Here is a 12,738-nt window from a genome sequence, read left to right as displayed (position 1 = left end):
CTCATACCTCCAGCCGGTAGCCGACCTTGTTCACGGCCAACAGCCGGTTTTCCCAGCCGACCTTTTTGCGCAGCCGCTGGATGTGCAGATCCACGGTCTTGCTGCCGTAGCTGTATTCGCCGCCCCAGACGTGCTCGTAGATCGTCTCGCGGTAGAGCGCGGTGCCGGGGTTGCGCGCGAAAAACAGCAGCAGGTCATATTCCTTGTGCGTCAGGCTGATCTCCTCCGTGCCGCGCCAGACCTGCATGGCGCGCGTGTCGATGCGCAGCCCGCCGATCTCGATCACGGCGTCGGTCTTGTTGTAGCGCCGCAGCACGACGTCCACGCGCGCGAGCAGCTCCACGACCTCAAAGGGCTTGACGATATAGTCCTCCGCGCCCATGCGCAGGCCGCGCACCCGGTCGTCGACTGAGCCGCGCGCGGTCAGAAAGATGACCGGGATGCCCAGCGGGCGGATATACTCCATCAGCTCGAAGCCGTCGGCGTTCGGCAGCATCACATCGAGCAAAATGAGATCAAATACGTTGCGTTCCAGAATGTCCGCCGCGGCCAGCCCGTCATAGACGCACGTGCAGTGATAGCCCGCGCGGGTCAGGCTCATCTGGATCAGGTCGCAGATCGGCTTTTCATCGTCCACGATCAGGATCTGGATCATGCCACCGCCTCCTTCGAGTCAAAATTACATCCGTTTGGCATCAAAACGGCATCCGAATCCGATGCCCGGTTCGATTATAGGAGCGGCCGGTGTGTGTGTCAAATGTTTCGTGCGCCCAGTCAGGTTTTTCCTGAGTTGGGGAAAGATGTGCAAATATTCGGCGCTTTTGCCGAAAGCAATCTTGCGATTCGTGAAAATTCATGATAAAATGACAAAATATTATATTTTTCTATCGAAGTTTCGGTCATGAATCGCAGCACAACATCAAACAACAGGCGAAATCAAGGAAACGGTTGCTCTTTTCTGTCGTTTTCAACGGCGAAAAGAGCAACGGAGGGGGGAAAAACATGCATAGATCCCATTTTGCGGACAGGGTCCGGGCCTTTCTGCTGGCAGCCGCACTGGTGTCGGCGCTGATCTGCCCGCAGGCGCTGGCTGCGGACGCGGCGGGGAGCGGCGGCTGCGCGCACGGCCACACGCTGACGACCTGCCGCGGCGGAAAGTCCGTGTGCGCGGTCTGCGGGGAGACAGTCGACATCCGGGCCGCGCAGTACACCGGCTGGCTGACGGTCGAGGGCACGGCCGACCGGATGTATTTCCTGTCCGGCGAGCATGTCACCGGCTGGCAGCAGCTCGACGGCGGGACGTATCACTTCGACGATGACGGCATCGTTCACGACACGGAGACGGTCGACACCCGCACCTGCACCACGAACGGCTATGCCATCACCACCTGCAGGACCTGCGGCGAGACCTGCCGCAGCGCGGTGCTCCGCTATGCGGGCCACAGCTGGGATGCTGATCATGTCTGCACGAAGTGCGGCACGCAGGGAAAGAATATTGCCGATGCGCAGGTCAAGACCGCGCCCGCGGTCTATAACGGCAAAGATGCCGTCTGCGCCGTTGCGGTCACGTATCAGGGCAGGCAGCTGACGGTCAGGACCGACGAAGCGGACGTCGATGGCTGCATCTCCTATACGAACAACACGCGCGTCGGTCTCGGCACCGTCTCGATCCGGGGCATGCGCGACTTCTACGGCACGGTGTCCGCGCAGTATGAGATCCTGCCCGGCGGTGTCCGGGACGCGGCTGCGGCCGAGATCGGCCAGAAGCAGGTCCGTCTCGACTGGACGGCGGCCGCTGGTGCGGAAAACTACCGCGTCGAGATGAGCGCCGACGGCGGCAGCACCTGGACCGCTCTGCCCCTGACCGCAAAGCCCGTCTGCATCGTCACGGGTCTCGCGCCGGCAACGGCGTACACGTTCCGCCTGGCCGGCTGCACGCAGGTGGACGGCAGGTGGTATTTCTCGCCGTACTACTCCAACACGGTCACGGTGACGACGCTGCCAGAAGGCGCGTTTGCACCGTCCGAACTGCTCGGCACGATCGACGCGCAGGTGGATGGGCGTACCGTGACCGGCCTGAGCATGGACGCGGCGCAGTATCTGTTTTTGCCCGCGAGCGCGGATCTGAGCCGCCTCGCCGTGACGGTGCACACGCAAAACTGCACGAACCCGACCGTGGAGCTGCAGGGCAGCAAGGGCATAGAACCGCTCGGCGAGACCGTCAACATCACAGAGCTTGCCGCCGCGGACGACGGCCTTTACACGCTCACCGTCCGCATCAACGGCGAGGCGGCCGGCACGCTGTGCGTGGCGCAGTCCGAGAATCTCAGCGCGCTTTACATCACGAGCGAAGATCCGTCCGCACAGGGCCGAGCCTTTGTGGATGCCGGCGATGCCAACGCCGCGGCGCAGCTGCTGCTGGCCGACCGGGACGGCAATGCCGTCTGTGACGGTGTGCGCACGCAGCTCCGTGCGTGCGGCAGGACCGACCCTGCGGCCGCCGGGAAGCGGTCGTATCAGCTCCGGCTCGACCAGGCGTGTGATCTCGCCGCCTGCGGGGAAGCGGCTGAGCGCTGGACGCTGCTGGCCTGCTGTGACGACGCAACGCTTTTGCACGACAAGCTCTTCCGGGAGCTTGCCGTGTCGCTGGGCATGCCGTACACACCCGCGGCCGACTGGGTGGATCTGTACTATGACGGCGTCTACCGCGGCACTTATCTTGTCAGCGAGACGAACGCCGTCGGCAGTACTGGTGTGGACATCACCGGCATGGAGACCGCCTACGCGGCCGTCAATGCGGACTACGGCAGCGATATGACCACGGCCGCGGCCGAGAACCGGTACGGCCGGACCTACCGGTACACGGCCGGGCTGACCGAGCCCGCCGACATCACCGGCGGCTACCTGCTCGCGCGTAGCGACACCGCCAAGGCAAAGCAGGACGCGGCCAACGGCTTTGTGACCGCGCGCGGCTGCGCCATGAATGTCCAGAGTCCCGCGTGGTGCGGCCGGGACGCCATGGCCTACATCAGCGAGTATTATCAGGCCTTTGAGGATGCGGTCTACGCGCAGGATGCCGCCGGGAACTACACCGGCTACAATGCCGAGACCGGTAAGTACTATTATGAATACTGCGACCTGACCTCGCTCGTGCAGGTTTACCTGCTGCAGCGTCTGGCCGCCGATGCGTGTGCGGTCGGCGTCTCGCTATCCTTTTATAAGGATGCCGGCGGTCTGCTGTACGCAGGCCCTGTTTCGGATATGGAGCTGGCCTGCGGCGATATCGGCGCGGACGATGACTTTGACGGCGGGCGCTACCTCGTGTCCGCGCTCCTGCAGATCCCCGGCTTCCGCGCGGCCGTCGGCAATTACTGTCACGATACGTTCCTCGCGCAGGCGCAGCGGCTTGTGGGGGACGGCGGCAGGGTCATGACCGGCGGCGCACACCTGTCGGCCAGCGCCGCCATGAATGACCGGTTGTGGCCGCTTATCCGCGCCGGTGATCGTGCCTGGCCGGCCGGCACGACGTATGCCGATACCGTGGCGGACATGGACGCCTGGCTCACCGCGCGCATCGCGCAAATGCGCGCCGCCTATGCCCACACGTGGGACGCCGGCGTCGTCACGCGGGAGCCGACCTGCACATCCACCGGCACGCGCGTTTACACCAGCGATGCCGGCGAGACGATGACCGAGACCATCCCGGCCAGAGCCCACGCGCCTGAGGCGCTCCCGGCCGTGGCGGCCACCTGCACCACGCCGGGCCTGACCGAGGGCAGCCGGTGCGCCCTCTGCGGCGAGGTGCTGACGGCGCAGGAGACCATCCCCGCCGCGCACCGCTATGTCAACGGGGTCTGCACCGTCTGCGGGGCAAGAGACCCGGTGTCCGCTCCGTGCCCCGGCGGCAAAGCCTGTCCGGGCAGCAGATTCACCGATATGCCGCCCGCGGGCAACTGGGCGCACAACGCCATTGACTTCACCGTGGCGCACAAGCTCTTTGCCGGCACGTCCGACACGACCTTTGAACCGAGCGCACGGCTCACCCGCGCCATGATCGTCATGATCCTCTATCGGCTCGAGGGCGAGCCCGCCGCCGCGGCGGAAAGTGCCTTCACCGATGTGCGCAGCGGCGCCTGGTATGCCGGGGCGATCGGCTGGGCGGCGGGCAGCGGCATCGTGAACGGTGTCGGCGGCGGCCGGTTTGATCCCAACGGTCTGGCGACCCGCGAGCAGACGGCGGCCATCCTGTATCGGTACGCCCGCTTCAAGGGCTGTGATCTGGATGCCTGCGGCGACCTGTCGGCGTTTGCGGACGCGGGCAGCGTGTCCGCTTTTGCGCTTGCGCCCATGACCTGGGCGGTGGGCGAGCGGCTGATCTCCGGCAATGCCATCGGCGGCCGGACGCTTCTCGATCCGCAGGGCGTGACCACACGCGCGCAGTTTGCGATGATCATGATGCGCTACATTTTGAACGTTGTCCAGCCGGCGCCTGAGCCCTGACAGCCGCTGCAACAGTACCGGCAGTCCGGCATCCCGGAGTGGTTTTTCCGCTCCGGGATGTTTTTTCGCCGCCGTTCGGCAGAAATCGCGGAAATCCCTGCCAGACTCTTGACAAAATCGCGCCCGCCATGCTAGTCTTTTTCACTAGGGAAATGAATTTTGACAGAAAGGCAATGGCAATGACATTAAATGAATTGAAGATCGGTTCCTCAGCAGTCATCACGGCCGTCGGTGGGGACGGCGCGCTGCGATGCCGGCTGTTGGACATGGGGCTGACACCCCGGACGCGCGTCACTTTGCAGAAGGTGGCGCCGATGGGCGACCCCATCGAGATCCGCGTGCGCGGCTATGAATTGACGCTGCGCGTAGAAGAAGCGAAGAAGATCGAGGTCGAGGGGGTGTCGGCATGATCTTTGCGCTTGTCGGCAACCAGAACTGCGGCAAGACGACGCTGTTCAACGCCCTCACCGGTTCCAACCAGCACGTGGGCAACTTTCCGGGCGTGACCGTCGACCAGAAGATGGGCGAGATGCGCGACGAGAAGGGCTGCTCCGTCGTTGACCTGCCGGGCATCTACTCCCTGCGTCCGTATACGCAGGAGGAGATCGTCTCGCGCGATTTTATCATCAACCAGAAGCCGGACGGCATCATCAACATCGTGGACGCCACGAACATCGAGCGCAACCTGTACCTGACGCTGCAGCTGCTCGAGCTGCGCGTGCCGATGGTGCTGGCGCTGAACATGATGGACGAGGTGCACGCCAACGGCGGCGCCATCGACGTGCAGAAGATGAGCCAGGCGCTGGGCATCCCCATCGTGCCGATCTCGGCGGCGAAGGGGGAGGGCGTGTCTGAGCTCGTGGATCAGGCGCTGACCGTTGCGCGCAGCCAGACGCTGCCGAAGGTGACGGACTTCTGCGCGGATGATTCGGCCGTGCACCGCTGCATCCACGCGGTCGTGCACCTGATCGCCGACCATGCCGACCGTATCGGCGTGCCGGCGCGTTTCTGCGCGGCCAAGCTCATCGAGGGCGGGGACGATCTCGCGCAGTCGCTCGCGCTCGACGAAAACGAGCGGGAGCTGCTTGAGCACTGCATCGTGCAGATGGAAAACGAGACCGGGCTCGACCGCAACGCGGCGCTCGCGGACATGCGCTACACGTTCATCGAGGGCGTTGTGGCTGCTTCCGTGGTCAAGTGCCACGAGAGCAAGGAGCACGCGCGCTCCATGAAGATCGACCGCATCCTCACAGGCAAATATACCGCCCTGCCGATGTTTCTCGTCGTGATGTTCCTCACGTTTTATCTCACGTTCAACGTCATCGGCCAGTGGCTGTCCGACCTGCTGCAGCTCGGCATCGACGCGCTGACCGGCGTCGTGGACGCCGCGCTCACGGCCTACGGCATCAACCCCGTGGTACATAGCCTCATCATCGACGGCGTGTTCGCCGGCGTCGGCAGCGTGCTCGTGTTCCTGCCGATCATCGTGACGCTGTTTTTCTTCCTGTCCATTCTGGAGGACACCGGCTATATGGCCCGCGTCGCCTTCGTCATGGATAAGCCCCTGCGCAAGATCGGCCTGTCAGGGCGCAGCATCGTGCCGATGCTCATCGGCTTCGGCTGCTCGGTGCCGGCCATCATGGCCACGCGCACCGTCTCGTCTGACCGCGACCGGAAGATGACCATCCTGCTCACGCCGTATATGAGCTGCTCGGCGAAGATCTCGATCTACGCCTTTTTCACCGCGGCGTTTTTCCCGCGCTACCGCGCGCTCGTCATGCTGGGGCTGTATGTCCTCGGCATCCTGATCGGCATCCTCGCGGCGCTCATCATGAACAAGACGGCCTTCCGCGGCAAGCCCGTGCCGTTTGTCATGGAGCTGCCGAATTACCGCATGCCCGGACTCAAGAGCGTGGCGCTGCTGCTCTGGGAGAAGGCAAAGGATTTCCTCCAGCGCGCGTTCACGGTCATTTTCCTCGCGACGATCATCATCTGGTTCCTCCAGAGCTTTGACACGCGCCTGAACGTCGTGGCCGACAGTGCCAACAGCCTGCTCGCGCTCATCGGGCAGTTCATCGCGCCCGTCTTCCGGCCGCTCGGCTTCGGCGACTGGCGGTGCGCCACGGCGCTCATCTCCGGCTTTATCGCCAAGGAATCCGTTGTCAGCACGCTGCAGGTGCTGCTCGGCGGCGCGGCCATTTCGTCGCTGCTCACCACGCGCTCCGCCATCAGCTTTCTCGTGTTCACGCTGCTGTATACGCCGTGTGTGGCCGCCATCGCCACCATCCGCCGCGAACTGGATTCCCGGCTCAAGACGGTCGGCGTCGTGGTTCTGCAGTGCTCAGTGGCATGGGTCGTGGCGTTTGCCGCGTATGCGATCGCGGGGCTGGTGTGATGCGGCTGATCGACTATCTCCTGCTGGCCATCGTGGCCGTGTGCGCCGTCATCGCGTGGCGCGTCTGGTGCCGCGCCATGAAAAAGGGCGGCTGCTGCGGCAGCGGCTGCACCGGTAACTGCGCGCAGTGCGGCAGAAACTGTGACTGCAAAAAAGAGAAATAGAAAAAAGCAAGGCTTCCCGAATTCGGGAAGCCTTGCTTTTTTCTATGCGTGTGGCCGCGCTCACAGCTCCGCAATATGCACCGGGTTTCCGTGCTCCCGGATCAGGGCCGCGAGATCGTCCGCGCGCAGCTACACGGTGGCCGTGTTGTCGTTCGGGTGCACGCCGATGAGCCCCGGCTCAGCGAAAAACGCGGCGTCGAGGTAGAGCTGCCCCGTGACCGTGGCAGCCTGTTGTGATATAGAGCTGCGATGCTGCAAGAGCGCGCATGAACCCGTCGCTTACAGGCCGGCGCTGATATTGCCCGCATCCTCGACGCTGACGGAAAACGGAGAAACTCGCTGTGGAGCGCTTTGGGAGAGCGGTACTGCCGCTCGCCGTTTTCGCCCGGAAACACGATGGGGCTTTCGGCGTGCTCCTGCGATTTGATTTTGAAACGCAAAAGCCGGAGCAGGCGATGCTTGGCCTGCTCCGGCACATGGAAATGCTGTGCTGCAATTATGATTTTGCGAGTTCGGCAGTGATCGCCTGGTTAAACGCATCGGCCTGTGTGTCCCAATCGGAATACTCCGGATCGTCCTTGTGGCTTGGCAGCAGGCTGTTGTCAGACAGATAATCGCCGAGCGCAGCCGTTACTTTTTTTGCGCCAAAATAATTCAGGTGATCCCCCTGGTCACGGGTATCCGTGCTCCAGTTGATCGACACCTGGTCGGACATGGTGTTGAAGTCGATGAACGGGATCTGCAGCTTATCTGCGAGCGCCTGCGTGCTGTTGTGGCGCGCCATGTTCCAGTTGACTGTGCTGGGCGAGCTGACGAGCATCAGCTGCGCGCCGTTTTCGTCACAGAAGGCCTTGATGCGCTCAACATAGGCGCGGTTTCGCTTCGGGATGGGAGCGTAGGCATCCGATGGCGTCATATAATTGCTGGCGTCCGCCGGAGTGGCGTTGCAGCGCAGCTGATACCCTTTTGCATTGTCGATATAGGTGTAGTTTACGTTCAGGCTCCAATCGCTGGATTTCAGCGTTTTCCACCGGTCGTGGTAGGAAAACACAGGGAAGAGGTCGCCGGCCTCCTGCAGCAGCATACTGCCGTACGAAAAATCGATGAAGATCACATCGGTCTCCAGGATCACAAGCTTGGGCGACTGCTTTTGGAAGGCTTTGTGCAAGAACGCTTCCGAATAGTACAGTGTCTGTCTGGATGTGCCGCAGCAGTAGGCCGTGTAACCGTATTGCTGCCACAGCTGCATCGGGATGAAGGCGGAATAGCTCTCGCTGTCACCGAGGATGAGCAGGTCGATCGTGTTGTCCGGTTCTCCGAGGATGCCGTTGGCCGCGGGGTCATGGATGCCGTCGCTGCGGGTGTTGTTTTTTGGCCGCACCAGCTGCGACACACCGGTCAGCAAAAGCGCCAGCACGGCGAGAAAAACGACGCATCTGAGCGTATGTTTGAGAAAACGGGACATGCGTGCCTCCTAAAAGTTCGCATACATGGGGTCGACGGGAATGTAGCCCTTTCCGTATGCTCCGAAAACGATGATGAACAAAATGAGCGCGTAGAAGACCGTCCAGCGTACTGCAGCAGGGCGCTGTGCCAGCAGCGCGCGCACGGACTTGCCTTTTTCGTTGATCACGCTCACGACGAACACGATCAGCAGTGTCACAGCAACGATCATGAGGTCAAACTTGTCAATACCGAGCGCCTTGAAGAGCGCATCGTCAAAGACGGGGAATGCAAATCCGGTGACCATGGTGCGGAACATCTGCATACCTGCACGCAGGCCGTTTGCACGGAAAAACAGCTCGCCGATGATGACCAGCACCGTCGTGCGCAGCATCTGCAGCAGACGGTACGGGAAGCTCTCGGCGCGGATGTGCAGCCGCGCGTTGACGGCCCGCACCGGCGGGGCGATGATGTTGCCGCCGAGGATCAACACGAAGTGGTACATGCCGAAAAAGAGATAGCTCCACGCGGCACCGTGCCAGAGACCGTTGCAGAACCACACGCAAAAGAGCGCGACGGCGCTCGCCAGCAGTGGACCGTAGTGGTTGCCGAGGCGTTTGCGGGCGGCGGAAGTGAGCTTTTCCAGTGGCTTGAGCGTGACGACCGGGTAGAATACATAGTCCTTGAACCAGGTGCCGAGCGTGATGTGCCAGCGCTTCCAGAATTCCGAGATCGTCTTGGAGAAAAACGGTTGTCGGAAGTTTTCCGGCATTGTGACGCCGAGGATCTGCGCCGTGCCGGTGACGGCGTCCATCGAGCCCGAGAAGTCCATGTACAGCTGCACGGTGTAGCACACGGCAGCCAGTGCGATCACGCCGCCGTCAAAGTCGGTGTAGTTATTAAAGACATTTCTCACGAGCGGGTTGAGCCGGTCGGCGATGATGACCTTTTTCATCATGCCGTAGGCAATGCGCTGCAGACCGAGCGTCAGGTTCTCGTAGGTGATTGGCTTTGCGTCCCAGAGCTGCTGCGCGGTCTGGTCGTAGCGGCAGATCGGCCCTTCCACGATCTGCGGGAAGAAGCTGATGAACAGCGTCAGGCGCAGCAGATTCGTGTCCGCTTTTGTGACGCCGCGCTGCACGTCCACGATGTAGGACAGCGCCTGCAGCGTGAAAAAGGAGATACCGATCGGCATCACATACTTCGGGATCGCCAGCTGCACGGGAATGTGCAGGTGCGCCAGGAGCGTGTTGACATTCGTCGCGGCGAAGCCGGAATATTTGAGTGCGAACAGGACGCCGATGTGCAAAATGACGGCCAGCAAAAGGATCCGGTGCTGCACGGCCTGCTGCCGCTTGCGCACGGTCTTGCGCTCGGCTTTTTCTGTCTGCGCGAGCAGAAGCTTCGTCTCCGACTGTATTTTGTCCAGCCACAGTCCGAAGTAGTGCATCGAAAGCGCCGTCAGAAGCAGGTATACGAGCAGCTTGCCGCTGATCAGCCAGAAAAAGGCGCAGTCGGCGGTGAGCAGGAAGTATTTTTTCCCGCGCCGCGGCATGAGACTGTACACCACGAGACAAAACGGCAGGAACACGACGAGAAATGCCGTCGAGAAGAAGGAGGTCAGGGCGCTCCCTTTTCCCGCGAGGAACAACGAAGAAAGCTCCATATCAGCAGCCCTCCTGCAGGCGCACACGCCTGCCTGCTGTTCGTTTTACGTTCCGCATGATCTGGCACAGAGCATCCGGGGCGCTCTTTTGCGGGCAATGAGGCTGTTTTGCCGTCCTTGCCGGAGAAAAGGATACGACCGGCACGGACCGGACGGGCGCTTTCTGCGCGGCCGGCATGCCGTTTGTACGATTTTCGATTGCCCATCTTCTTACGCTTGTCATTTGCTCTGTTCTCCTGATGGTATTTTTTGTTCTGCGGCCAATATTATAGCAAGAAAAGCATACGGCGACATCTTAATTAGTCTTAATTCTTGGGGCGTTCGCGCTGCCGCATAGGGCAGAATATTGCAATGTGTTTGTATGTCCTGCGTGAAAAATGCACCGGCGTGCAGAAAAACAGCGCATTCGGCGCGCTGTGCGAAGCATCCGGCGCTTTTCACATTTGCGGCGCAAATATTTCCGGCCGAAGATACTTTGTGCGTTGGGCAGAAATGAATTTCATGGAAAAAGGACCTGCTGAAAAGCAAGTCCTTTTCTTGGTGGAGATGGAGGGAGTTGAACCCTCGTCCGAAAGCGCTTTGACAGGAACTTCTCCGGGCGCAGCGGGTTTTTTCGGGACGCTGTACGCCCCTGTTCCCTTCAGGACAGGCAAACCGGCAAGCCTGTCAGTCCGGTAGCTTCATGATGCATGGCACGCGCAAAGCTTAGCGTGCGCACGTTCACCACTCATCGACGCTCCGCTGCCGGGCCGTGGTCCTCCCGGCGGGAACGCTCGCTATTTAAGCAGCGAGAAGAACAGTTTCGTTGTTGTTCTTTAATTTATAAGGTGCCCGTTTTATGGCGGTCAGGCGCCGCCGCCCGCTATTCCTGCCTCCACACCCCCGTCGAAACCGGTACATCCCCATGATGTCGGGCGCGTCGGCCGCCTGCGCCGCTCTCGCGGCGCAGGCAGGAACGCATTCTGAAAGATCAGACGAAACTGCCGATGATTTGTTCCCTCAGCAGGTCTCCGGCTCCGGATACTCGACGCCGAAGGTCTCGACCGTGACGGTCTTCATCTTCTGTTCGTGGGTGGGCTTGTCGTTGAACATGCTGCGCGGGGTGCGCGCGATGGCGTCGACCACGTCCATGCCCTCGGTCACTTTGCCGAACGCGGCATACTGCTTGTCGAGGTGCGGGGCGTCCATGTGCATGATGAAAAACTGGCTGCCGGCGGAGTTCGGATCCATGGCGCGGGCCATGGACAGCACGCCGCGGGTGTGCTTGAGGTCGTTTTGGAAGCCATTGCTCGTGAACTCGCCCTCGATGCTGTAGCCCGGGCCGCCCATGCCGGTGCCGGTCGGGTCGCCGCCCTGGATCATGAAGCCGGGGATGACGCGGTGGAAGATCACGCCGTCGTAAAAGCCCTTCTTGACGAGACTGATAAAGTTGCGGACGGTGTTCGGCGCGATCTCCGGATAGAGCTCGGCGCGGATGATGCCGCCGTCTTCCATTTCAATGGTGACAATCGGATTGCTCATCAGTAATTTTTCTCCTTTATCGTTCTGTCGATCTCGCGTTTGGCGCTGCGCTGCGCGTCGGCGTCGCGCTTGTCATAGAGCTTTTTGCCCTTGCACAGGCCGAGCTCCACCTTCACGCGGCTGTCCTTGAAATACAGCGACAGCGGCACGAGCGTCAGCCCGTCCTGCTTCGTGCGGGCGTAGAGCTTCGTGATCTCCCGCCGGTGCATGAGCAGGCGCTTCGGCCGGTCGGGGTCGCGGTTGTAGATGCTGCCGTGCTCGTAGGGGCTGATGTGGATGCCGTAGGCAAACAGCTCCCCGTTTTTCACGGTGCAGAACGAATCTTTCAGATTGACCGTGCCCGCGCGGATGGACTTGACCTCGGTGCCGAAGAGCTCCACACCGGCCTCGAACCGCTCGAGCACGAAATAGTCATGCAGGGCCTTGCGGTTGGCCGCGACCTGCTTGACGCCCTTGGCTCTCGGCATGGCGGGGACCTCCTTCGTGCGAAATCGTGGATATAGTTTAGCACATCCGGCGGCAAATGAAAAGAGCGAAATCAGCAGAAATAGCGCTGAAGCGTCCCGACGGCGTCACAGCGGGCGACCACGTCGCCGTGTTCGCCGATGTGTGCGTACAGTTCCTCGGTACACGGCAGCGGCTCGCCGAACTCGAAGAGCGCGTTCGGCAGCGCCTCGTCCCCGGTGCGCACGAACAGCTCCCAGCCGCCGTCTATGTACACCACGTCCGAGTCGAGCCCGGCCGGAAAACAGCCCAGCGCTGCGGTCAGGTCGGCAAACGAGCGGAACCGGAACCGGCGCGGCGGGGTGGAAATGGGTCTTGCGATGAGCAGCACCTCCTTTTCGGCAACGAACAGTTCGATCTTCATACTTGTCCAGGGCGCGAGCCCGCGCGTCTCGAGCGCATGGTCGACGGCGGCGCGGATGTCGGCCTCGCGCAGCGCGGCCCACTCGGCGCGCGTGATGCGCATGGCGACGGCCGCGGCGTCAGCGGTTTCTACCAGCATGGGAATGCCTCCCTTGGTGTCGGTTTCCGGACAGGCGTCCGGT

At 61.9% G+C, this 12,738-nt stretch carries 11 protein-coding genes and 1 other RNA gene; 4 read left to right on the top strand and 8 right to left on the bottom strand.

All coding sequences use genetic code 11. The features are described 5' to 3' along the window. Position 1: 1 nt before the first annotated feature. A complete protein-coding gene (locus tag OGM61_10740) occupies positions 2-655 on the bottom strand; it encodes a response regulator transcription factor (GenBank protein UYI84308.1) in 654 nt (217 codons plus the stop codon). 347 nt (positions 656-1,002) lie between these two features. Between OGM61_10740 and OGM61_10735 the strand changes: the two genes are divergently transcribed. The 4 genes from OGM61_10735 to OGM61_10720 all read left to right on the top strand — a co-directional run bounded on the left by OGM61_10735 (position 1,003) and on the right by OGM61_10720 (position 7,059). Next, positions 1,003-4,500, top strand: a complete 3,498-nt coding sequence (locus tag OGM61_10735; GenBank protein ID UYI84307.1) for an S-layer homology domain-containing protein — start codon at positions 1,003-1,005, stop codon at positions 4,498-4,500. A gap of 179 nt (positions 4,501-4,679) precedes the next feature. After that, the gene (locus tag OGM61_10730) at positions 4,680-4,910 is read left to right on the top strand and encodes a ferrous iron transport protein A (protein UYI85592.1); all 231 of its coding nucleotides are present in this window, start codon (positions 4,680-4,682) and stop codon (positions 4,908-4,910) included. Next, complete coding sequence (feoB, locus tag OGM61_10725) at positions 4,907-6,895, top strand: ferrous iron transport protein B (GenBank protein ID UYI84306.1); 1,989 nt, start codon at positions 4,907-4,909, stop codon at positions 6,893-6,895. Before OGM61_10730 ends, feoB begins: the two co-directional genes overlap by 4 nt. Further along, positions 6,895-7,059, top strand: coding sequence for a FeoB-associated Cys-rich membrane protein (locus OGM61_10720; protein ID UYI84305.1), 165 nt, complete (start codon positions 6,895-6,897; stop codon positions 7,057-7,059). Before feoB ends, OGM61_10720 begins: the two co-directional genes overlap by 1 nt. Before the next feature lie 129 nt (positions 7,060-7,188). Here OGM61_10720 and OGM61_10715 read toward each other — a convergent pair whose 3' ends face one another. The 7 genes from OGM61_10715 to OGM61_10685 form a co-directional block, all read right to left on the bottom strand. After that, a complete protein-coding gene (locus tag OGM61_10715; protein ID UYI84304.1) occupies positions 7,189-7,317 on the bottom strand; it encodes a hypothetical protein in 129 nt (42 codons plus the stop codon). A 238-nt stretch (positions 7,318-7,555) separates the two neighbouring features. Further along, on the bottom strand, positions 7,556-8,524 hold the full coding sequence (locus OGM61_10710) for a hypothetical protein (GenBank protein UYI84303.1): 969 nt from the start codon (positions 8,522-8,524) through the stop codon (positions 7,556-7,558). A 9-nt stretch (positions 8,525-8,533) separates the two neighbouring features. Beyond that, complete coding sequence (locus tag OGM61_10705; protein UYI84302.1) at positions 8,534-10,168, bottom strand: MBOAT family protein; 1,635 nt, start codon at positions 10,166-10,168, stop codon at positions 8,534-8,536. A 538-nt stretch (positions 10,169-10,706) separates the two neighbouring features. Beyond that, positions 10,707-11,072: a transfer-messenger RNA gene (gene ssrA / locus OGM61_10700) on the bottom strand. A 95-nt stretch (positions 11,073-11,167) separates the two neighbouring features. Next, the gene (locus tag OGM61_10695) at positions 11,168-11,689 is read right to left on the bottom strand and encodes a peptidylprolyl isomerase (protein ID UYI84301.1); all 522 of its coding nucleotides are present in this window, start codon (positions 11,687-11,689) and stop codon (positions 11,168-11,170) included. Continuing rightward, positions 11,689-12,156: an SsrA-binding protein SmpB gene (gene smpB, locus OGM61_10690; protein ID UYI84300.1), complete on the bottom strand. Its 468-nt coding sequence runs from the start codon at positions 12,154-12,156 to the stop codon at positions 11,689-11,691. The genes OGM61_10695 and smpB overlap by 1 nt, the downstream gene beginning before the upstream one ends. 71 nt (positions 12,157-12,227) lie before the next feature. After that, the gene (locus OGM61_10685; GenBank protein ID UYI84299.1) at positions 12,228-12,695 is read right to left on the bottom strand and encodes an adaptor protein MecA; all 468 of its coding nucleotides are present in this window, start codon (positions 12,693-12,695) and stop codon (positions 12,228-12,230) included. Between the last annotated feature and the right edge of the window lie 43 nt (positions 12,696-12,738).

It is taken from the genome of Clostridiales bacterium, from assembly GCA_025757645.1.
Taxonomy (GTDB): domain Bacteria; phylum Bacillota; class Clostridia; order Oscillospirales; family Oscillospiraceae; genus CAG-103.
Note: the sequence above shows the minus strand (reverse complement) of the source record. Positions and strands in the feature narration are given on the sequence as shown.

Bases quoted from the DNA above. Each gene is read 5' to 3' on its own strand.
- OGM61_10740 (UYI84308.1), bottom strand. From the start codon at position 655: ATGATCCAGATCCTGATCGTGGACGATGAAAAGCCGATCTGCGACCTG.
- OGM61_10735 (UYI84307.1), top strand. From the start codon at position 1,003: ATGCATAGATCCCATTTTGCGGACAGGGTCCGGGCCTTTCTGCTGGCA.
- OGM61_10730 (UYI85592.1), top strand. From the start codon at position 4,680: ATGACATTAAATGAATTGAAGATCGGTTCCTCAGCAGTCATCACGGCC.
- feoB (UYI84306.1), top strand. From the start codon at position 4,907: ATGATCTTTGCGCTTGTCGGCAACCAGAACTGCGGCAAGACGACGCTG.
- OGM61_10720 (UYI84305.1), top strand. From the start codon at position 6,895: ATGCGGCTGATCGACTATCTCCTGCTGGCCATCGTGGCCGTGTGCGCC.
- OGM61_10710 (UYI84303.1), bottom strand. From the start codon at position 8,524: ATGTCCCGTTTTCTCAAACATACGCTCAGATGCGTCGTTTTTCTCGCC.
- OGM61_10705 (UYI84302.1), bottom strand. From the start codon at position 10,168: ATGGAGCTTTCTTCGTTGTTCCTCGCGGGAAAAGGGAGCGCCCTGACC.
- OGM61_10695 (UYI84301.1), bottom strand. From the start codon at position 11,689: ATGAGCAATCCGATTGTCACCATTGAAATGGAAGACGGCGGCATCATC.
- smpB (UYI84300.1), bottom strand. From the start codon at position 12,156: ATGCCGAGAGCCAAGGGCGTCAAGCAGGTCGCGGCCAACCGCAAGGCC.
- OGM61_10685 (UYI84299.1), bottom strand. From the start codon at position 12,695: ATGCTGGTAGAAACCGCTGACGCCGCGGCCGTCGCCATGCGCATCACG.